A 21,129-nucleotide genomic window follows, 5' to 3' on the forward strand; every position below is an offset into this window, starting at 1 on the left:
CGACACGAGAGGTCACCTTGAACACCACGCTCACCAAGGGCGCCAACGCCCCCCTGCCGTCCCCCCTGTGCCGGGTCCACCTCGTCGCGGAAGGGGTGCCGATCGACGTGTGCGCCGTGCTGCTCGGGTTCGACGGCCGGGTGCGCAGCGACGAGGACCTCGTCTTCTTCCACCATCCGGCGCAGAGCGGGGTGGAGTTGACGGGCCGGACGATCACCGCGGACCTCGCCGAGGTCCCGACGGACGTCGAACGCATCGCCCTGGTCGCCGCGCTCGACCGGGAGGCGGGCGGTGCGGGCTCCTTCTCCGCCGGGGCGATGCCGCGGGCGGAGGTCGAGTGCGGTGGCGCGCGCCTCGTCTTCGAGCCGCCGCCGCTGACCGGCGGGGAGACGGCGGCCCTGTTGGTGGAGGTGTACCGGCGGGCGGGGGCGTGGAAGGTGCGTGCGGTGGGGCAGGGGTGGGCCACCGGGCTGGCCGGGCTGGCCACCGACTTCGGCGTGGTCGTCGACGACCCGGGTCCCGCCGGCCCCCCGGCGCGCCCGGCGGCCGCCCCCGCCGGGCCGGCGCCGGAGCCGCCCCGCCACGTGGTCCTCGCCAAGTCCGGCTCGGGCACCCTCCCGTTGCGCGGGGACGACCCCGGGGGGACGGTCACCGCCGCCCTGGAGTGGGACGGCGGGAGCGCGCGGCGGCGCAGCGCCGGCGCGGACCTCGACCTGTACGCCCTCTCCGTGCCGCGGCACCAGGTCACCGAGCGGGGCCAGCGGGCGCGGGCGTCCGATCTGGCCGTGTACTACCGGATGCCCGGTTCGCTCACCGAGCCCCCGTTTATCGCCCTGGACGGCGACGCACGGGAGCCGGGCCGGGAGACCGTCACCATCACCCGGCCGGACCTCCAGGGCTACGTCCTGCTCTGCGCCTACAGCGCGGTCGAGAACGGGGTGGGCTCGTTCCGCTCCTACGGGGCACGCGTGACCGTCACCGACCCGACCGGCTCCACGGTCACGGCTCCGCTGTTCAGCACCCGGGCGCACGCCTACTGGGTGGCCGTCGCCCTGATCGACTTCACCGTGCCTGAGGGGGTGCGGATCGAGCACGTGGAGCAGTACAGCGGGCGGCACGTCGAGGCGCGGCCGACCCTGTACTCCCACCGCACGTTCCGGATGGGGACCGGTCCGGTCGAGTTCAAGACCCTGCCCGTCGAAGGGTGACCCCGAGCGGCCCGTACCGCCCGCGTTCGATCGTTTTCGTACCCCCAGGGAATCTTTACCGTTTTTTACCCTTCATGGGGGTTGAAAAAGAGCCGGGACCTTCGCCTCTCGCGCTCCGAGCCGGTCGGGAGGAACCTGGAAGGAGCGGGTCCGGTCGCTCGACGTCCCGGGGCCCGACGCAGTTCCCCACGCCCCACAACCCGCAGAACCGGGTAATCCCCGAGGAGGCCGCGGTCACGGTGAACACTCCTGCCGCCCCACACACGGACACGCTCACGGCGCCCCCCACCGCCACCCGAGAAGCGGTGGAGGCCCTGGTCGCGGACGCGATCACCGCACCCTCGATGCACAACGCCCAACCTTGGCTGTTCCGCTTCGACCGGTCCCGCGGGGTCTTCCAGCTCCGGGCCGACCCCGATCGCCGCCTCGCCCTCTCCGACCCCGAGGGCCGGGCCACCTACCTGGGCTGCGGTGCCGCCCTGTTCAACCTGCGGGTGGCGGCGGCGCACGCGGGCTGGAAGCCGGTCACCCGGCTCCTCCCGGACCGCCGCGACCCCTACGCCCTCGCGGAGGTCACGCTGGACGGCGGACGGGCCCTGTACGAGGCCACTCGGCAGCCCTACCACAAGACCACGGCGACCTACCGCCGCTCCGGCCAGCCCTACGACGGCACCGCCGACGCCTACGACGAGTTGGCGGATCTGTATCCCGCGCTCCGGCGCCGGCGCACCACCCGGACGCCCTTCAGCGACGAACCCATCGACGAGCAGTTGCTCGGGACCCTGCGCCGGGCCGCGCTGGTCGAGGGGGCGCGCTTGGCGTTCCCCGACGACTTCCACCGCGACACGGTCCTGGAACTCGGCCGGGAGGCCGAGCAACGCACCTTGTCCGATGCGGCGTTGCGCGCCGAGTTGGCCTCCTGGACCGGGGACGACCGGGCGGTCGACGGCATCCCGACCGCCGCCTTCGGTCCCCGGGCGCGCACCGGCTACGCCCCGGTCCGGGACTTCGCCGCCGGCCGCGGGACGCCGCAGGAGGCCCAGCACCCCGGGGAGGCCGCCGAGTTCGAGCGGACCCCGCGGCTGGCACTGCTCGGCACCCACGGCGACTCCCCCATCGACTGGCTGCACGCCGGCCAGGCGCTGGAGCGGGTGCTCCTGGAGGCCACCCTGGACGGTCTGGTCACCTCCCTCGCCTCCGAGGCCCTGGAGTGGGACGAACTGCGCTGGGCGGTCCGGGACCCCCTGTCCGCGATGAGCCACGTCCAGATGGTCATCCGGTTCGGCTACGGCGAGCCGGGCCCGGCCGCGCCCCGACGCCCGGTGGGCGACGTGTTGACGTTCAGCGGCGCCCCCGGACGCCCGGCGGCGGATCCGGCCTGAGTCCGGTCGGGCCGGGCGGCGGGCGTTCCGGCCCGACCGCCCGGCCCGGGGGTGGGTTACCACATCCGGGGGAAATGTGGCTCGTTCGGGCGAATTCACCGTTTCGAGTGGCCTGCCACGGGACCGTCCGCGCCCGGCGCACGGGGCGGGCACGCTGAAGACCGGACCGGTCCGAACGACCCCGGTCCGGGGAGGACGAACATGATCCGTGGCATCGATGTGAGTTCCTATCAGTCGTCGTTCGACACCGGCGGACTGTCCTTCGTCATCGTGAAGGCGACCGAGGGCCGGTCGTACGTGAACCCCCGCCAGGCCGCGCAGGCCAGGCAGGCCAGGGACGCGGGGTGCGTGGTGGGCTTCTACCACTTCCTGTGGCCGGGGAACATCAAGGCGCAGGCCGCGTACTTCGTGGAGGAGTGCGCCTCCCGGGAGACGGACCTGCTGGCCGCCGACTGGGAGTGGACCAGCGACAACACCCGGGCCAGCAACGCCGAGAAGGACGCCTTCATCAAGGAGGTCAAGCGGCTGCGGCCCACCCACCGGGTGCTGCTCTACTGCAACCGGGACTTCTGGCTCAACTACGACACCACGTCGTACGCCGGGGACGGGCTCTGGATCGCCGACTACACCACCGCCGGCAAGCCGCGCATCAAGGCGAAGTGGACGTTCCACCAGTACACGGACGATCCCCTGGACAAGAACCTCGGGGACTTCACCTCCGAAGCCGAACTGCGCTGTTGGGCCAACACCGCCTGAGGGCACCGCCGGACGACCACCGCCCCGCCGGCTCCCCGTACATCGGGGAACCGGCGGGGCCACGGGGCTACTCCTGCCCGCGCGGCGCCCGGAACGCCTCGGAGCGCTCCGGGGACGCCTCCGCCAGCGCCCGGGTCACCGCCTCGACCCCGGCGCGCAGCCCGTAGACCGGGGTGTCGGGCTGCTGACGCCAGGACTCGTCCAGCCCGCCGGCGTCCACCGTGTCGAAGCCGATCTCGTCGATCAGGTCCCGCACCACGCGCTTGGCGGCCTCGTCGTCACCGGCCACCGGGACCGCCATCCGGTCGGGGTCCCCCGCGGGCCGCGCGCGGGCGGTGATGTCCTCGGCGTAGGTGCCGTTGAACGCCTTGACGACGGAACGGCCCAAGTGCCGCTCCACCCAACGGCTCTCCGGCAACCCGTCCTCGATCTCGGCGATCAGGCCGTCCCGTTCGCGCGGGTAGTAGTTGTGGGTCTCGATGACGACCGCGCCCGCGGCCGTCTGCGCGAACAGGTCGGCCGGCAGCTCCGGTACGGCCTTCAGCGGGACGGTCACCACGACCACCTCCGCGCCGCGGGCGGCCTCCGACACCGTGGTCGGCACCGCCCCGGTCTCCTCGGCCAACTCCTCCAGGGTGTGCGGGCCGCGGGAGTTGGCGATGCTGACGGTGTGTCCCGCCGCGGTCAGTCGGCGGGCGAGATGGCCGCCGATGTTCCCGGTGCCGATGATGCCGATCCTCATGGAAGCCCCCTCGTACGGAATGAGCAGTGCACCGGAGGCAACCTCCGCTTCCCGCTGCGGCATTCCCGTCCGACGGAACCCTTCCGCGCCCCGTCACGCACCGGACCGCTCCGCACGCCCCGCAGGACGACCGATCCCGGGGTCGCCGCGCGGCGACCCCGGGATCGGTGAGGGGGCCTACTTGCTGAGGTGGGCCCAGAACTCGTCGAAGGAGAGCAGCTTGTCCCTGTTGGTGTCCCGTGCACCGATGACCGCCTCGGCCACGGACTCCGTGACGTTCCAGTCGCCCAGCTGGGCCATCGCGGTCTTGTACTCGGCCGCCGTGATGAAGCCGTCGCCGTCCGCGTCGAACCGCTCGAACGCCTTGCGCGCTGCCTCGATGTCCGCCACCGGTCCACCCCATTCGTTTCGTCCTGCTTGACCAGGCCAGATTAACGGCCCGCCCCGATCCCCCGACCACCACGCCCCTCGCCCCCGGACCCGCACCGGCCGCACCCCTCGACCACGACGTCCCGCGCCCCCTTCCCGACGCCACGGACGATCATTCGCCATCCGCTGCCAGCCCTCGCGATTACCCCGTTCAACTCCCGGCAATCCGGCATTTACCAGGCACGTGGCCCATCTCACCAATGATTCATATCCGTTTTGTCATGAAATGCACACACTTGACATGAATTGCCGTTTTGGGTTCCTCGATCCGGTCTGCCATAGTCGGAGCCACGACCCCCCTTGACCCGGGCCGCGGTCGCTCCATCCGTCGGGGACCACACCCCCCAGGACCTCCGACGCACCGCACGGCCCCCGCAGCGCCGCACAACGGCCACGTCGGGGGCCTTCGTGCATCCCGGCGGACGGGGCGTCAGCGATCCGCCACCCGCATCTCGAACCAGGTCGTCTTCCCCCGGGCCAGCAGGTCCACGCCCCAGCGGTCGGCCAACTTGTCCACCAGGAAGAGCCCGCGCCCGGACACGTCCCACTCCCCCACCGGCATCCGACAGGGCAACGCCCGCGAGGGGTCCCGCACTTCCACCCGGAGCCAGCCGCGCCGCCGCGCCATGCGCAGACCGAAGTTCCGGGCACCCGTGTGGCGCACCGCGTTGCCGACCAGTTCGGACACCAACAGCACGGTGTCCTCGGTTAAGTTCTCCGAGAGCCCCCACTGGTGGAGCACCACCATCTGGGCCACCCGTCGGGCGTGCGCGGCGGACTGCGGGCGGGAGGTGAACCAGACTTCGCACTCGGCCGGGTTTCCCCACAACTCCAATGCGCGCAAAGCCTCTTCGTCGGGAACCGCGGGTGACCACCGTGCCGTGGTCGCCCCCCCGCGCCGTCCCGGCTGTTCGATGCCCTCCAGCCCCGCCATGTGCCCCATCATGGCCGTCCGACGGCGGGTCCGGGGCCGTTCCCCGGGAATCGACCGGTCGGAACCGTCGCTTCCGGAAGAACTCTTTGGTATAGGCCAATCCCGGTCCCCCGTTCCGGCCGATCGTCTGACCTGCGGCGACCCCGAACACCCCGGCGTGCGCCCCGGACGGTCACCACCGACCGCCCGGGGCACCCTCCCCGCATCACCCACCGCACCATCGGAGTACGGCGACGGCACCCGGTATCCGGTTTTCGCCCGTACGAGGGGATGCACGGGCGAACGCGAGCGGAACACGACCGGAAGGTCAGGGGAACGGTTGCCGAACGCTCAGCGGAACACCGCCTTGCCGGGCCCGTCCGCGACGAAGCTCTCCATGCCCCGCGTCCGGTCCTCCGTGGCGAACAGCCCGGCGAACCAGGTGCGTTCGAGGGCGAGTCCGGTCGTGAGGTCCGTCTCCAGACCGGTGTCCACGCACTCCTTGGCCGCGCGCAGCGCGAGCGCCGGGCCGCGGGCCAGTCGGGCGGCCCAGGCGTGCGCCTGCGCGTACACCTCCTCCGCGGGCACCACCCGGTCCACCAGCCCGAGCGCCAACGCCTCGTCGGCGCGCACCTGTCGACCGGTGAAGATGAGGTCCTTCGCCTTCGACGGACCCACCAGCCGGGCGAGCCGCTGGGTGCCGCCCGCCCCCGGGATCAGTCCGAGCAGGATCTCCGGTTGGCCGAGCTTCGCGTTCTCCCCCGCGATCCGGAAGTCCGCGCAGAGGGCGAGTTCGCACCCGCCGCCGAGGGCGTAGCCGGTGACGGCGGCCACCACCGGCTTGGGGATCCGTGCGACGGCGGTGAACGACTCCTGGAGCGCACCGGACCGGTGGATCATCGCCGTGTGGTCCATGGCCCGCATTTCCTTGATGTCGGCGCCGGCGGCGAACGCCTTCTCGCCGCCGTAGAGGACGACCGCCCGCACGTCGTCCCGGCGGGCGGCCTCCCCGGCCAACTCCTTGAGCCGGTCCTGGGTCGCGATGTCGAGGGCGTTCATCGGGGGCCGGTCGAGGCGGAGGGTGCCGACGCCGTCGGCGACTTCGAGATGCACAGTAGTCATGGGGAGCAGGTTAGCGACCGTTCACTCCGGGGTCCCGGGTGCGGTCGTCCGCCGTCCGCGAAGGCCCGGGCTCACCACCGGGAGCAGGGCAGGTTCCAGCCGTTGAGGCCGTTGTCGGGCCGGATCCGCTCGTCCCGGGAGTTCTTGACCACCACCACGTCCCCGACCAGCGAGTGGTGGAAGAACCAGGCGGCGGGCGTCTTCTCGTCGTGGCCGCCGCGCACGTCCCGCAGGCCCAGGCAACCGTGGCTGACGTTGGCGCGGCCCGGTGCGTTTGGCGCCCAGTAGTTGCCGTGGACGAAGGTGCCCGAGGTGGACAGCCGCATGGCGTGCGGCACGTCCGGGATGTCGTACGCGTCGCCGAAGCCGACGGTGGCGCCGTTCATCCGGGTCACCTCGTGCTTCTCGCTGATCACCATCTGCCCGTTGTAGGTGGCGGTGGCCGGGGCGCCGGCGGTGACGGGCAGCTTCCTGACGACCCTTCCGTCACGGACCACGGTCATCCGCTTGGCCTCCACGTCGACCGTCGACACCTGGGACCGCCCGATGGTGAAGGAGACCTTCCTGGTCTGCTCGCCGTAGACCCCGGGGCGTCCCTCCACGCCGTCCAGCCCGAGTTCCGCGGTGACCACGGTCCCCGGCTGCCAGTACTCCTCGGGGCGGAAGTCGAGCCGGTCGTTGCCGAACCAGTGGCCGCGGACCGGCACCGCGGGCTCGGTGGTGATCCTGACGGCGCGCTCCACCGCGTCGGGACGGGTGATGCCCCGGTCGAAGCGGAGCGAGAACGGCATCCCGACGCCGACCGTGGAGCCGTCCTCGGGGGTGAAGGTGCCGAGGAAGGTGCTCTCGGGGTCCAGGGTGGTGAAGGTGGAGTCCTCGGTGGACGTGCGGCCCTCGGCGTCCACCGCGACGGCGTGCACCCGGTAGGCGGTGTCGGTGGCGAGGTGTCGGTCGGGCGTCCAGCGGGAGCCGTCCGCCGAGATCCGGCCCGGCGCGGCACGGCCCGCGGCGTCCTGGACCCGGACCTCGCGGAGCCGGCCGCGGGCCGCGGTGACCTTCAACTCCCCTTGCGTGTCGACGGACTTCGCGCCGTTGGCCGGGGCGATCCGCACCACGGCCCTGGACGGCCCGGTGGCGGCGGGCGCGGCGCCCCCCTTGTCGTCCTCCCGCTCCGCGCCGCCCCCGGCGCACCCGGTGGCCAGCACCAGGGCCAGGGCGCAGACGGCCCGGGCGAGGGCGGCCGGTCGAGCCGCACCCCGCACCCCGCGTCCGCCGGATATCGGTCCCCTCGTGACGGTCCTCACGGTGTCTCCCCCCTCGCACGGCCGCAGCCGGCTCCCCCGCGCCCACGCGCGTGTGGGGAGCACCCTAACCACGGACGGCGCTCCGGGCAGTCCCTGCGGACGTCACCGTTCGGTCCCGGATTCCGGGCCCGCCGCCCGGGCTGCCGGAAGGCCGTCGCCGCAGGTCACACAGGGGGCGCACAGCTTGTGGAATCAGCCCAGCGCGGAGCCGGCGCGCCAGGTCTTCCAGTCGAGGTTCCAGCCGCCGAGGCCGTTGTCCGCGGCCACCGTCCGGTCGTCGCTGCGGCGCACCTCCACCACGTCGCCGATGAGGGTGCGGTCGAAGAACCAGCCCGCCGGGGCGAGGGAGCTGCCGCCCTTCGCGTCCCGCAGGCCCACGCACCCGTGGCTCACGTTGCGCTCGCCGAAGGCGTCGCCCGCCCAGTAGTTGCCGTGCAGGAAGGTGCCGGAGGAGGTCAACCGGATGGCGTGCGGCACGTCCGGGATGTCGTACTCGCCGTCGAAGCCGACCGAGCGGCCGTCCATCCGGGTCGTCTCGAACATCTCGGTGACCACCATCTTCCCGTTGTAGGTGGGGGACTCGTCGGTGCCCGCGGTGATCGGGAGGGTGGCGAGCCGCTCCCCGTCGCGCCGGACCTCCATGGTGTGGGCGACGGCGTCGACGACGCTGGTCTGCTCCCTGCCCACGGTGAAGGCGAACGTGCGGTCCTGGAGTCCGTGCACCCCGGGCGCGGCCCGGACGTCCCGCAGCCGCAGTCGCACGGTGACCTCGGTGCCGGGCTTCCAGTACCGCTCGGGCCGCAGGTCCAGCCGCTCGCCGCCGAACCAGTGGCCGACCACCTCCACCCGGGGGGCGGTGGTGACCTCGACCGCGCGTTCCACCGCCGCCCGGTCGGTGACCTCCCGGTTGAACTCCAGGGAGACGATCATCCCGGTGCCCACGGTGGCCCGGTGCTCGGGGGCGGAGTAGGCGAGGAACCGTTCGTCGGGCACCCGGGTGCGGAAGGTGGTGCGGCGGGCGATCCGGCGCCCGTGGCCGTCGAGGGCGACCGCGTCGACCCGGTACTCCGCGGCCGGGGCGAGGCCGCGTTCGACGGGGCGCCAGCTCATTCCGTCCGCGGAGATCCGTCCCGCCACCGGCGCCTCGGCGGCGCCCCGGGTCCTGACCACCCGCACCGACTCCAGCCGGCCGCCGGGCACCCGCACCGACAGCGGGGCGTCGACCGCCACCTCCCGGCGGGCGTCGGCGGGCTCCACCCGGACCGCGTCCCGGGGCGCGCGGGGCCTGCCGGCGAGCCCTTCGGGCCCGCAGGCGACCGCGCCGGTGAGCAGGGAGAGGGCGGCGGAGACGGCGAGCGTCGTCCGTGCGCGGGGGGTTGAGCCGCGTCGCCGGCCGGGGAGGGCGTGTCGTCGGATCACGTCCCGCCCAACGACCGGGCCGGCCGGGGGAAACGTGCGTACGAACCGCGCGGTGGGCCGGACGGCGGCACCCGGACGGTCCGGGCCCCGGCCCGGCACCCCGTCCGGACACGTCCACCGGGCCCTGCGCACGGGCTCCACGGGCTCTGGACGCCCTGCGGTCACGGGCGACAGCGAATCCCCGGAAAGTGTGAACGTCGTACTACCGGGGCATGAACCAGGGGCCCAGCAGAGGCTCGGCGGCGGTGATGAGGCGGATCTGACGGACACTTCCGCAGGCCGGAGCGGGGTTCCTCCCGAACCGGAGCGCCGGAGCTGGTCACGGCTCTCCAGGAACGCCGGACGCATGCGCATGTCCGGCTGATGCCCGGGCAGTACTCCGCCCTACTGCAACTGACGGAATCCCCCGGCATCCCGACGCCGTCGAACGGCCCCTCGCCATGCGGTGACGGTCGGGAACGGACCGGGCCGTTCGACGGATCACCCCCGGCCCATCGGATCGGACGCCCGGCACCCCCGGAAGCCGGTGCGGAGCCGGCTGACCGGCCCCCGCGGAACCGGTCATCCGGAAGCCGCGCCCGGGGCCGCCGGAACCCCCGAAACAGCGCTCGCCGCCGGTTTCCCGTCCTCCCCTCCCGGAGAAGCGGACGCCCGGGCCACCGCCCCGGGCGGGCGTTCGAACCGGGTCGTACCACCGCGAGGGGACCCGTACTCGACGGCCCCGGGCGCGTCACGGCGCGGAAACGTCCGGGGCGGACCGGGGTCCGGCGGGGAGGCGGGGTGAGCCACAACTCACTGGGCCGGGAGGAATCCGACACGTAGGGTCGGTTTCGATGCCCACCATAGAAGCACCGGCCTCGCTGCCGGTGGAAACGCCTGCGCCGACACCGGTCGGCGCCCCCCGTGCCGTACCCACCCTCATGCGGCTGTGGCCCTACGTCCGCCCGGTGCGCGGACGCTGGTTCTCCGCCGCGGTCGTGGCGATCGTCGCGTCCTGTCTGTCCCTGGTCTTCCCCTTCGTCCTCAAGTGGCTGGTGGACGGGCCCATCACGGAGCGGGACCAGCGCGGCGTCTGGATCGGCGCCGCCCTCCTGCTGGCCCTCGGCGTGGTGGAGGCGGTGCTCTTCGGCTTCCGCCGCTGGCTGGTGGCCCGGCCGCTGGCCCGGGTCGAGGCCGCGATGCGGGCCGACCTGTACCGCCACCTCCAGCGGGTGCCGGTGGCCTTCCACGACCACTGGGCCACCGGTCAGCTGCTCTCCCGGGGCACCACCGACCTGGCCGTCGTCCGGATGTTCCTCGCCTTCCCGCTGACGTTCCTGGTGGTCAACGGCGTCACCATCGTCGCCGGCTTCGCGGTGCTGCTCGCCCAGGAGTGGACCCTCGGCCTGGTGCTGCTGCTGCCCGTCCTCCCCATGATCTACATCTGCTACCGCTTCGAGGGCCGGTACTCGGCGGCGACCCGACGCGCCCAGGACCAGGTGGGGGACCTGGCGACGGTGGTCGAGGAGAGCGTCCTCGGCATCCGGGTCATCAAGGGCTTCGGCCGGCACCGGAGCCAGGCGCGGATCTTCCGCGAACTGAGCGAGAAGCTGCGCGGCACGGAGCTGCTGAAGGCCCGGCTGCTGGCCACCCTGCTGACCGCCCTGACCTTCTTCCCCGAACTGGCGCTGGGTTCGGCCCTGGTGATCGGCACCGTCCAGGTCGCGGACGGGGCGCTGTCCGCGGGCACCCTGGTCGCCTTCCTGTCGACGGCGCTCGCGCTGCGCTGGCCCGTGGAGTCCCTGGGCTACCTGATCGCCATGAGCCAGGAGGCCGCCTCGGCCACCCGGCGGTTCTTCGAGGCGATGGACGCCCCCGAGGAGGAGCCCGGCGCCACCGACACGGCCGAGGCCGCACGGCCCGCGGACGGCGAGGACGGGCTGCGGTTCGAGGACGTCACCTTCCGCTTCCCCGACGCGGCCCCCGGTTCCCGTCCCGTCCTGGACGGGGTGGACCTGCACGTCCGCCGCGGCGAGACGATGGCCCTGGTCGGCGCCACCGGCAGCGGCAAGACCGCACTGACCGCGCTGGTGCCGCGGCTCCACGAGGTCAGCGGCGGGCGGATCACCCTGGACGGCCGGGACGTCACCGCCATGGACCGCTCGGAACTGCGCGGCCTGGTGTCGGTGGCCTTCGAGGAGCCGACGCTGTTCTCCACCTCCGTCGCGGAGAACGTCCGTATGGGCGCGGGCGGGGCGGCCGGCGGGGCGGACCGCCCCGATCCGGCCCTGGATCGCGCCCTCGGCATCGCCCAGGCCGGCTTCGTGCACCACCTGCCCGACGGTGCGGACACCGAGGTCGGCGAGCAGGGGCTCAGCCTCTCCGGCGGTCAGCGCCAGCGGCTGGCCCTGGCCCGCGCGGTGGTCGGCGACCCCCGGTTCCTGGTGCTCGACGACCCGCTGTCCGCCCTGGACGTGCACACCGAGGCCGCCGTGGAAGCGGCGCTGCGCGAGGTCCTCGCCCAGACCACGGCCCTGGTCGTCGCCCACCGCCCGTCCACCGTGCTGCTCGCGGACCGGGTGGCGCTGCTGTCCGGGGGACGCATCGCCGCCGTGGGCACCCACCACGAACTGTTGCGCGAGAGCGCCGAGTACCGCCATCTGATGTCCGGCGACGACCGCCCGCAGGGGCCCGAGGGAGACGCCACCCGATGACCACGACCAGCGAACAGCTCCGGCCCGCGGACGGTGCGCGGGCCGAGGACCTCCCCGGCGGGCCAAACGCCCCGGGCGACCCGTTCGACCGGGACGACCTGCCGGCCCCCCGGGGCGCCACCGGGTCCCTGCTGCGCTCCCTGCTCTCCCCGCACGGCCGCCCCGCGGCCCTGGCGCTGCTGTGCCTGCTGCTCCAACAGGCGGCGGTGCAGGCCGGACCGCTGCTGGTGGCGTACGCGATCGACCGTGCGGTGCCCGCCTTCCGGGACAGCGACCACGGGCCGCTGCTCGCCGTCGCGGTCGCCTACCTGTTGGCGGCGGCGCTCGGCGCGGTCATGGAGTACGGGTTCATCCGGTTCTCCGCCAAGGTCAACCAGGCCGTGCTGGTGGACCTGCGCGGCCGGATCTTCCGCCAGGGCCAGGAGCTGAGCGTCGACTTCCACGACCGCTACACCTCGGGCCGGCTGATCTCCCGGTCGACCTCGGACGTGGAGTCCCTGCGGGAGCTCCTGGAAGAGGGGTTGATGGAGCTCGTCGGGGTGGTGGTCGCCTCGACCTACATCACGGTGATGCTGCTCTGGCTGGACCTGGCGATGGGTTCGGTGGCCGTGCTGTCCTTCCTGCCGCTGTACCTCGCGGTGCGGGTGTACCGGCGGCGGGCGGCCCTGGTGTTCGACGAGCGGTCCACGGCGATCGCCGGGGTGATCGTGAAGTTCGGCGAGACGCTCAACGGCATCCGCCCGGTGCGGGCCTTCCGGCGCGAGAAGGCCAACGACGAGCGGTTCGCGGAGCTCAACGGACGTCACGAGCGGGCCAACGGCGACTCGTTGCTGGAGATGGCCCGGTACGTGGTGGCCTCCCGGCTGATCGCGAACACCGCGGTGGCGGGCATGGTGCTGTGGGGTGCCTACCGGGTCGCCGGCGACACCCTGGAACTGGGCGTCCTGGCCGCCGCGGTGCTCTACATCCGGCGGCTGTACGACCCGATCGACCGGCTGGGGATGTTCCTCAACTCCTACGAGTCGGCCGCCGCCTCGCTGCGGAAGATCGCGGGGCTGCTCCACCAGCGGCCCACGGTGCCGGAGCCGACCGAGCCCCGCGAGCTGCCCGCCCGCGGGAGCGACCTGCCCGGCCGCGAGGTCGTCTTCGAGGGGGTGCGCTTCGCGTACCGCACCGGCGGGGAGGTGCTGCCCCGCTTCGACCTGCGCGTGCCGGCGGGTCAGACGGTGGCCGTGGTCGGCACGACCGGTGCCGGCAAGTCCACCCTGGCCAAGCTGTTGGCCCGGTTCTACGACCCGACCGAGGGCCGGGTCCTGCTGGACGGCGTGGACCTGCGGCACCTCTCCTTCCCGGAGCTGCGGCGGGCAGTGGTGATGGTCACCCAGGAGGCGTTCCTGTTCTCCGGGACGGTGGCCGAGAACATCGCGATCGGGCGTCCCGACGCCACCCGGGAGGAGATCGAGCGGGCCGCGAAGGAGATCGGCGCGCACGACTTCATCACCGCACTGCCGGACGGCTACGACACGGACGTGCGCAAGCGCGGCAGCCGGATCTCCGCGGGCCAGCGCCAGTTGGTGGCCTTCGCCCGGGCCCTGCTCGCCGACCCCGGGGTGCTGATCCTGGACGAGGCCACGAGTTCCCTGGACGTCCCCGGCGAGCGGGCGGTGCAGCGGGCGATGGACACCGTGCTGCGCGGCCGCACGGCCGTGGTGATCGCCCACCGGCTGTCGACGGTGGAGGTGGCCGACCGGGTCCTGGTGATGGAACGGGGCACGGTGATCGAGGACGGTTCGCCCGCCGAGCTGATCGGCGGCAGCGGCTCGTTCGCGGGGCTGCACCGGGCCTGGCGGGAGAGTCTGGTGGGCTGATCCGGCGCACTGCACGGGAGGGGCGGACCACCGGGGTCCGCCCCTTTCCCATGCCCGCCGGCCATCGGTTTCGGCCAGGCCCGGCGGGCCGCCCCCGCCGTGGGAGCGGGGTCCACCACCACCCGACCGGCGCCCCGGGGCCCCCACCCGGCACGGCCGTTACCGGGAACGATCGCCCCCCTCTCCGCTCACCGGACGCACCGCTCCGCGCAACGGAACGTTTCCCGCCAAGGTTATGACGCGCTCCTGACAAGTGGACCGCCGGAGTGCCAGTCTTCCCTCGGTTCCCACCCCGACGGGCCACACGGTCCGGGCAGCCGCCCGCGGACCTCCCCGCCCCGACGACCCGACCGCACCCCGCGCCACCGCTCGTGTCCCCCCACCCGCCGCACGCGCACCCCCGTCCCCGTCCGGGGACCGCACCTGGTTCCGCCCCGACCTGCCCGGACGGTCGTCCGCCGTCCGGTTCCGCGGCCGCGCACCCCGGCGGCCATGCAGAAGGAGTCCGTGTTGAGACGCTCCTCCGTCACACCCCCCACGCGCCGCCGCCGAGCCACCGCCGGCGGGGCCCTCGCCGCCGTCGCCGCGCTGCTGGCCGTCGCCGTCCAACCGGGCGCCGCCACCGCCGCCCCCGAAGGGCGCGCACCCGCCGCCCCGACCAAGGCGGACCCCGGTTCCCTGCCGGCCGACCTCTCCCCCGCCGCGCGGGCCGCGCTGATCCGCGCGGCCCAGGCGGGAGCGGCCGACACCGCGCGGGACCTGGGCCTCGGCGCCAAGGAGAAGCTCGTCGTCCGCGATGTGCTCAAGGACCGCGACGGCTCCACGCACACCCGCTACGAACGCACCTACGACGGGCTGCCCGTGCTCGGCGGCGACCTGGTCGTGGACAGTGCCGCCTCCGGCGCCACCCAGGGCGTCTCCAGGGCGTCGCGCGCCGAACTGAAGGACGTCTCCACCGCCCCCCGGGTGAAACCCGCCGTCGCGGAGCGGCAGGCGCTGCGGGAGGCGGCGGCCGAGGGCTCGAAGAAGACCGCGCCCGAGCGGGCCCCCCGCACGGTGGTGTGGATGGGGTCCGGCACCCCGGTCCTCGCCTTCGAGACCGTGGTCGGCGGCTTCCAGCACGACGGCACCCCCAACGAACTGCACGTCGTCACCGACGCCACCACCGGCGAGAAGCTGTACGAGTGGCAGGCCGTCCAGAACGGCACCGGCCACACCCAGTACAGCGGTCAGGTCGCCCTCGGCAGCACCCAGTCAGGCGGGAACTACACGCTGACCGACGCGACCCGCGGCAACCACCGCACGTACAACCTCAACCGGGGCACCACCGGCACCGGCACCCTGTTCTCCCAGACCACCGACGTCTGGGGCGACGGCACGCCCGCCAACCAGGGGACCGCGGGCGCCGACGCCGCCTACGGCGCCGCCGAGACCTGGGACTACTTCAAGGAGGTCTACGGGCGCAACGGCATCCGCGGCGACGGGGTCGGCGCCTACTCGCGCGTCCACTACGGCAACAACTACGTCAACGCCTTCTGGTCGGACTCCTGCTTCTGCATGACCTACGGCGACGGGGCCAACAACCAGAAGCCGCTGACCTCGCTCGACGTGGCCGCGCACGAGATGACCCACGGCCTCACCTCGAACACGGCCGGCCTGGTCTACAGCGGCGAGTCCGGCGGGCTCAACGAGGCCACCTCCGACATCCTGGCGGCGGCCGTCGAGTTCTACGCCAACAACGCCGCCGACCCGGGCGACTACCTGATCGGCGAGAAGATCGACATCCGGGGCACCGGCGCCCCGCTGCGGTACATGGACCGCCCGAGCCGCGACGGCTCCTCCAAGGACTCCTGGTACGCGGGCATCGGCTCGGTCGACGTGCACTACTCCTCCGGCCCCGCGAACCACTGGTTTTACCTGCTCTCCGAGGGCAGCGGCGCCAAGACCGTGAACGGGGTCTCCTACGACTCCCCGACCGCGGACGGACTGCCGGTGACCGGGATCGGCCGGGAGAAGGCCGCGCTGATCTGGTTCCGCGCGCTGACCACCAAGTTCACCTCCTCCACCAACTACGCGGGCGCCCGCACCGGGACCCTCGCCGTGGCCGGCGAGCTGTACGGCACCACCAGCCCGGAGTACAAGGCCGTCCAGGACGCCTGGGCCGGCGTCGCGGTCGGCAGCCGCCCGGGCGGGGAGCCCCCGACGGGCACGGTCTTCGAGAACACCGCCGACGTGCCCGTCCCGGACCGCGGCGCGGCCGTGACCTCCTCGGTCACCGTCACCGGCCGCACCGGCAACGCCCCGAACAACCTGGCCGTGGGCGTGGACATCGTGCACACCTGGCGCGGTGACCTGGTGGTCGACCTGCTGGCCCCGGACGGCACGGCCTACCGGCTGAAGAACTCCAGCAGCGGCGACTCGGCGGACAACGTGAACACCACGTACACCGTCGACGCCTCCTCGGAGGTGGCCAACGGCGTCTGGAAGCTGCGGGTCCAGGACGTCGCCGCCCAGGACACCGGCTACATCAACAGCTGGAAACTGACCTTCCCCTAGGGTCCTCGGTCCCGATCCGGCCGCCGCGCCCAATCGGGACCGTACGGCCCCGGCCGTCGCGACCGGACCGCGACGGCCCCACGGCTCCCCCGCCCGTACCGGGGCGGGGGAGCCGCTTCGTGCGCTCAACGCAGCACGACGCCCGCCTCCGGACCGGTGGACCCCGTCGGCACCGCGACCAGTCCCAGCTCCGCCGCCGTGCCCAGCAGCGGATGCGCCGGCAGGACCCGCACGGTGTAGCCGAAGGGGCCCGTGCGGTCGAGGACCAGGTGCCCCTCGTACGCCCAGCAACCGTCCAGGTCCGCGCCGCCCACCGGCTTCAGCACGACCCGTTCCCCGCCCTCGATCCGGTCCTGCGGATCCACCCGCCCGGCCACCGCCTGCACCTCGACGTCCCCGGGGGTCAGCTCGCCGAGCCCGACCCGTACCCGCAGCGGCACCACCGCCCCCAACTCCGGTTCCACCGCCGGGCCCACCGCCTCCACGTGGTCGACGGACACCCGCTCCCAGCCCTCGCGCACCCGCGCCTTCCAGCCGGCCAGCTCCCGGGCCGCCGGGTCGGTCAACGCCCGGTGCGCCGCGGCGGCCGGGCCGTACAGCCGCTCCACGTACTCGCGGACCATCCGTCCGGCCAGCACCTTCGGCCCCAGTCGGGTGAACGTCTGTCGGACCATCGCAATCCACCGCTCGGGCAGCCCGTCGGCGCCCCGCTCGTAGAAGCAGCGGGTGATCCGCCGTTCCAACAGGTCGTACAGGGCCTGCGACTCCAGGTCGTCCCGCCGCTCCGGGTCGGTGGCGTCGCCGTCCGCGGTAGGCAGGGCCCAACCGAAGTCGGGGTCGTACCACTCGTCCCACCAGCCGTCGCGCACCGACAGGTTCAGCCCCCCGTTCAGGGCCGCCTTCATCCCCGAGGTGCCGCACGCCTCCAGCGGGCGCAGCGGATTGTTCAACCACACGTCACAGCCCGGATAGAGCTGCTGCGCCATGCTCATGTCGTAGTCGGGCAGGAACACGATCCGGTGCCGGACCCGGGCCGCGTCGGTGAACCGGACCAGCTCCTGGACGAGCCGCTTGCCCCCGTCGTCGGCGGGGTGCGCCTTCCCCGCGACCACGAGTTGCACGGGCCGCTCCGGGTGCAGCAGCAGCGCGGTCAGCCGCTCGGGGTCGCGCAGCATCAGGGTGAGCCGCTTGTACGAGGGCACCCGCCGGGCGAAGCCGATGGTCAGCACCTCCGGGTCGAACACGGAGTCGATCCAACCCAGTTCGGCCTCGGCCGCCCCGCGCTGCCGCCACGAGCGGCGCAGCCGGGCCCGCACCTCGCCCACGAGCCGTTCCCGCAGGGTGCGCCGCAGCCGCCACAGCTCCGGGTCGGGGACCTGGGCGAGGGCGTCCCAGCGGGTGCCGTCCGCGGTGGGGAGCGCGTCCTCCACCCGGTGCGCACCGAGCCGCCGGGCGCCCAGCCGCACCACCTCCGGCGCCACCCAGGTCGGTGCGTGCACCCCGTTGGTGACGGAGGTCAGGGGCACTTCCCCGGCGTCGAAGCCGGGCCACAGGGAGGCGAACATCTCCCGGCTGACCCGCCCGTGCAGCGCCGAGACGCCGTTGGCCCGCTGGGCGAGCCGCAGTCCCATGACGGCCATGTTGAACACCCCCGGCGCTCCCGCGGCCCCGGGCTCCCGGCCCAGGCGGAGCACCTCCTCGGCGTCGATGCCGGGGAGTTCGGCGTCGGGCCCGAAGTACCGGGCGACCAGGTCCCGGTCGAAGCGGTCGATCCCGGCCGGCACGGGGGTGTGGGTGGTGAAGACGGTGCCGGCCCGTACCGCCTCCACCGCCGCCCCGAAGTCGAGTCCGCGGGCCACGTGCTCGCGGATGCGCTCCACACCGAGGAAGCCCGCGTGCCCCTCGTTGGTGTGGAACACCTCGGGTTCCGGGTGTCCGGTGAGCCGGCAGTACGCGCGCACCGCACGGACCCCGCCGATGCCGAGCAGCATCTCCTGGAGCAGCCGGTGTTCGCTGCCGCCGCCGTAGAGCCGGTCGGTCACGTCCCGCCCGGCGGCGTCGTTCTCCTCCACGTCGGAGTCGAGCAGTAGCAGCGGCACCCGCCCGACCCGGGCCACCCGGACCCGCGCCGCCAGGGTGCCGCCGCCGGGCAGGGCGAGCGCGATGCGGACGGGGGTGCCGTCCGGCTCGGCGAGCGGCGCCAGGGGCAGTTCGTCGGGGTCGAGCACCGGGTAGTGCTCCTGCTGCCAGCCCTCGGCGGAGAGGCTCTGCCGGAAGTAGCCGTGCCGGTAGAGCAGGCCCACGCCGACGAGGGGTACCCCGAGGTCGCTGGCTGCCTTCAGGTGGTCGCCGGCGAGGATGCCGAGGCCGCCGGAGTACTGGGGCAGGGCGGCGGTGATGCCGAACTCGGGCGAGAAGTACGCGACGGCCGCGGGCCGCGGCCCCCCGCGCCGGTGCTGGTACCAGCGGTCCCCTTCGGTGTACTCGCGCAGGTCGGCGGCGCAGGCGGCCAGTCGGTCCAGGAACGCGGGGTCGGCGGCGAGGGCGGTGAGCCGTTCCGCGGTGACGGTGCCGAGCAGCCGCACCGGATCGCCGCCGACCTCCTCCCAGCGGTCGGGGTCCAGGGCGCGGAACAGCTCGCGGGTGTCCTCGTGCCAGGACCACCGCAGGTTGCGGGCCAGGTCGTTGAGCGGTGCCAGCGGGCCGGGGAGCACGGGTCGGACGGTGAGGCGACGGATGGCCTTCACGTTTCCACCTTCGCAGGGGGCGCGGGAGGGGAGCCGCCGCGCTGCCTGCCGCCGGCTCGTCGTACGTCTGCGGTACGTCGTCGTACGTCGGGTATCGACGGCTTCGACCGTATCGACGCACGCGCCGCACCGGCCACGGCGCACAGGGCCCCGTCCGGAGGTCACACGTCCGGCCCCGTCCGGTCTCCGGGAGGCGTCAGTGCCGGTCGAGGCGGAGCGCCGGGTCGCACAGTTCGACGACGACCTCGCCCGAGGTCTGGTCGACGCCCGCGTCGGCCGCGTACCTGACCCGTGCGCCCACCCACACCAGGTGCGGCTCCACCCCGACGACCCGGCAGCGGAACATGAACCCCTCGGGGAAGCGGACCAGCGACTCGTTGCGGGCCAGCCGGGTGTACCGGTGGACGACGGCGGAGCGGACCACCACGCCTTCGCCGGTGCTGTGCTCGGGTCTCAGGTCGCTGGAGGAGCAGATCGGGCAGAGCAACCGCCGGAAGGACGGGGTGCCGCACCAGCGGCAGCGCTGGTAGACGAGGCGGGTCTCCTCGGTGGTGACGGAGGTGGTCTCGGTTCCGGATCGGGACATGGTGGATCGCTCCCCCTTGCGCTCGACTCGCGAGGACGCATCGACTCACGGTGATGAATCGGACCATATGACACTGAGTGCCGAATCGGCTAGGCACTGAGTGTCGGCATTTACCGACACATCACCCCCGGGCGTCCGGCCACCGTCTCGCCCGGCCGGCCCTCCCGACCCCTCCCGCAGCCCCTTCCGCCGTCTCAGTCCTCGTCGAGGGCCGTCTCCACCTGCTGCACCACCCGCCACAGGGGAGCGCCGCGCTTGGCGATGACCACCACCACGTCCTCGCCCTCGGCGGCCTCGGGCCGGGCGGGCGGAGCGGTGGCGTCGGCCGGGGCCGCCGGGGCGGGCGCGGCGTATCCCGCCAGTTCGCCCGAGCCGTGCCACACCCGCAGCACCAGCTCCAGGGCGTGGTCGACCTCGACGTTCGGGTCGCCGGTGCCACCGGCGCGCAGCCAGGTCCGCAGGCCGTTGTTGTGCGCGGCGACCACCGCCGCCGCGATCATCTCCGCCCGCAGCGCCCCGTCCCGGGAGGCCCCGAAGCGCCCCCGCAGGTACTCGGCGAGCATCGCCTCGTAGCGGCGGACGACGGACAGTTCGTACGTCCGCAGCCCGGGCACCTCACGGGTGAGGCGGTAGCGCTGCACGGAGAACTCGGGATTGGCCGCGTACAGGCCCAGCACCAGGCGCGCCGCGTCGCAGACCCTGCCCACCGGGTCCCCGTCGGGGTGGGAGGCCAGGAAGGCCCGCATGTCCGCCAGGCACCGCTCGTGGTCGGGGAAGACCGCGTCCTCCTTGGAGGGGAAGTAGCGGAAGAACGATCGGCGCCCCACCCCGGCGCGGGCCACGATGTCGTCCACCGTGGTCTGTTCGAAGCCCCGCTCCAGGAAGAGTTGGAAAGCCGCCTCGGCGAGCGCCTCGCGCATCGGGATCTTTCCCTCGCGCCCGGCGCCGGACGTCTCCACGGCGGTGTCTCTCACTGCGGTCATACCGGGAACGTAACACCGAGGACCCTCGTTTGGCACTGGGTACCTTTACAGAGGGTACCCAGTGTCATAGTGTCGAGGATACGGATCATCACAGAGTGAGGAGAGTTGTCATGGGTTTGAGGGTTGTGGTGTGTGTGAAGTGGGTGCCGGATGTTGCGGGTGAGCGGGGGTTTTTGGGGGATGGTCGGGTGGATCGTGAGGGGGTGGATGGGGTGTTGTCGGAGTTGGATGAGTATGCGGTGGAGCAGGGGTTGCGGTTGGTGGAGGGGTTTGAGGGTGGGGGTGAGGTGGTGGTGGTGTCGGTGGGTCCTGAGGGTGCGCGGGATGCGGTGCGGAAGGCGTTGTCGATGGGGGTGGATCGTGGGGTGCATGTGGTGGATGAGGGGGTGGTGGGGTCGGATGTGATGGGGACGTCGTTGGT

At 73.3% G+C, this 21,129-nt stretch carries 16 protein-coding genes; 7 read left to right on the forward strand and 9 right to left on the reverse strand.

Annotation, left to right across the window (positions count from 1 at the left end; all coding sequences use genetic code 11):
* Positions 1-17: 17 nt before the first annotated feature.
* The 3 genes from ABT092_RS05255 (at position 18) to ABT092_RS05265 (ending at position 3,346) form a co-directional block, all read left to right on the forward strand.
* Positions 18-1,208, forward strand: a complete 1,191-nt coding sequence (locus tag ABT092_RS05255) for a TerD family protein (protein WP_351239955.1) — start codon at positions 18-20, stop codon at positions 1,206-1,208.
* A 239-nt stretch (positions 1,209-1,447) separates the two neighbouring features.
* Positions 1,448-2,590, forward strand: a complete 1,143-nt coding sequence (locus ABT092_RS05260; RefSeq protein WP_451363053.1) for an Acg family FMN-binding oxidoreductase — start codon at positions 1,448-1,450, stop codon at positions 2,588-2,590.
* Positions 2,591-2,791: 201 nt separating this feature from the next.
* The gene (locus ABT092_RS05265; RefSeq protein ID WP_351239957.1) at positions 2,792-3,346 is read left to right on the forward strand and encodes a GH25 family lysozyme; all 555 of its coding nucleotides are present in this window, start codon (positions 2,792-2,794) and stop codon (positions 3,344-3,346) included.
* A gap of 67 nt (positions 3,347-3,413) precedes the next feature.
* On the opposite strand, the gene ABT092_RS05270 is transcribed toward ABT092_RS05265, so the two are convergent.
* The 6 genes from ABT092_RS05270 to ABT092_RS05295 all read right to left on the reverse strand — a co-directional run bounded on the left by ABT092_RS05270 (position 3,414) and on the right by ABT092_RS05295 (position 9,275).
* Positions 3,414-4,151, reverse strand: a complete 738-nt coding sequence (locus ABT092_RS05270) for an NADPH-dependent F420 reductase (RefSeq protein ID WP_351239959.1) — start codon at positions 4,149-4,151, stop codon at positions 3,414-3,416.
* 114 nt (positions 4,152-4,265) lie between these two features.
* Entirely contained in the window at positions 4,266-4,478 is a 213-nt protein-coding gene (locus ABT092_RS05275; protein ID WP_351239961.1) for an EF-hand domain-containing protein, read from the reverse strand.
* Positions 4,479-4,947: 469 nt separating this feature from the next.
* Positions 4,948-5,451, reverse strand: a complete 504-nt coding sequence (locus tag ABT092_RS05280; RefSeq protein WP_351239963.1) for an ATP-binding protein — start codon at positions 5,449-5,451, stop codon at positions 4,948-4,950.
* Between the two features lie 330 nt (positions 5,452-5,781).
* Complete coding sequence (locus ABT092_RS05285) at positions 5,782-6,552, reverse strand: enoyl-CoA hydratase/isomerase family protein (RefSeq protein WP_351239965.1); 771 nt, start codon at positions 6,550-6,552, stop codon at positions 5,782-5,784.
* A 71-nt stretch (positions 6,553-6,623) separates the two neighbouring features.
* Positions 6,624-7,856 carry a L,D-transpeptidase gene (locus tag ABT092_RS05290; protein ID WP_502968389.1) on the reverse strand — a complete coding sequence of 411 codons (1,233 nt, stop codon included), beginning with the start codon at positions 7,854-7,856 and terminating at the stop codon, positions 6,624-6,626.
* Positions 7,857-8,048: 192 nt separating this feature from the next.
* Positions 8,049-9,275, reverse strand: a complete 1,227-nt coding sequence (locus tag ABT092_RS05295) for a L,D-transpeptidase (RefSeq protein WP_502968390.1) — start codon at positions 9,273-9,275, stop codon at positions 8,049-8,051.
* Between the two features lie 833 nt (positions 9,276-10,108).
* On the opposite strand from ABT092_RS05295, the gene ABT092_RS05300 reads away from it, so the two are divergent.
* The 3 genes from ABT092_RS05300 to ABT092_RS05310 all read left to right on the forward strand — a co-directional run bounded on the left by ABT092_RS05300 (position 10,109) and on the right by ABT092_RS05310 (position 16,392).
* A complete protein-coding gene (locus ABT092_RS05300; protein WP_502968391.1) occupies positions 10,109-11,968 on the forward strand; it encodes an ABC transporter ATP-binding protein in 1,860 nt (619 codons plus the stop codon).
* The gene (locus tag ABT092_RS05305) at positions 11,965-13,836 is read left to right on the forward strand and encodes an ABC transporter ATP-binding protein (protein WP_351239967.1); all 1,872 of its coding nucleotides are present in this window, start codon (positions 11,965-11,967) and stop codon (positions 13,834-13,836) included. The genes ABT092_RS05300 and ABT092_RS05305 overlap by 4 nt, the downstream gene beginning before the upstream one ends.
* A 492-nt stretch (positions 13,837-14,328) precedes the next feature.
* Positions 14,329-16,392, forward strand: coding sequence for a M4 family metallopeptidase (locus ABT092_RS05310; RefSeq protein ID WP_502968392.1), 2,064 nt, complete (start codon positions 14,329-14,331; stop codon positions 16,390-16,392).
* Between the two features lie 125 nt (positions 16,393-16,517).
* Here ABT092_RS05310 and glgP read toward each other — a convergent pair whose 3' ends face one another.
* The 3 genes from glgP to ABT092_RS05325 form a co-directional block, all read right to left on the reverse strand.
* Positions 16,518-19,139: an alpha-glucan family phosphorylase gene (glgP, locus tag ABT092_RS05315; protein WP_351239971.1), complete on the reverse strand. Its 2,622-nt coding sequence runs from the start codon at positions 19,137-19,139 to the stop codon at positions 16,518-16,520.
* Between the two features lie 196 nt (positions 19,140-19,335).
* Positions 19,336-19,725 (reverse strand): Zn-ribbon domain-containing OB-fold protein, encoded by a 390-nt coding sequence (locus ABT092_RS05320; RefSeq protein ID WP_351239973.1) that lies wholly within the window; start codon positions 19,723-19,725, stop codon positions 19,336-19,338.
* 194 nt (positions 19,726-19,919) lie between these two features.
* Complete coding sequence (locus ABT092_RS05325; RefSeq protein ID WP_351240003.1) at positions 19,920-20,645, reverse strand: TetR family transcriptional regulator; 726 nt, start codon at positions 20,643-20,645, stop codon at positions 19,920-19,922.
* A gap of 158 nt (positions 20,646-20,803) precedes the next feature.
* On the opposite strand from ABT092_RS05325, the gene ABT092_RS05330 reads away from it, so the two are divergent.
* The coding region (locus ABT092_RS05330; protein WP_502968393.1) for an adenine nucleotide alpha hydrolase family protein at positions 20,804-21,129 on the forward strand (326 nt) is incomplete at its 3' end.

It is taken from the genome of Streptomyces sp. NPDC002490 (assembly GCF_040296045.1).
Taxonomy (GTDB): Bacteria; Actinomycetota; Actinomycetes; order Streptomycetales; family Streptomycetaceae; genus Streptomyces.